The sequence below is a fragment of the Pseudovibrio sp. SCP20 genome (assembly GCF_057774105.1).
In genome coordinates, this window is the sequence record NZ_JBYMDH010000029.1 from 1 (window position 1) to 223 (window position 223).

Genomic DNA, 223 nt, shown 5'->3' on the forward strand with positions numbered 1-223 from the left:
TTCCTTCAGCACAGTTCTCTCAAGCGCCTTGGTATACTCTACCTGTCCACCTGTGTCGGTTTCGGGTACGGTCTTAGCGTGGGAGCTATTTCCAGGAACACCTTCACCGCACCTCCAATCCAATAAGGAGATACGATACACGGCATCCGTCACTACCCACTGGCCGGGGAATATTAACCCCGTTCCCATCGACTACGCCTTTCGGCCTCGCCTTAGGGGCCGG

General features: G+C 55.6%; 1 rRNA gene. It reads right to left on the reverse strand.

The annotated features are described in order from the left end of the window. Positions 1–223, reverse strand: a 23S ribosomal RNA gene (locus AC3CB2_RS23520); the annotation flags it as partial.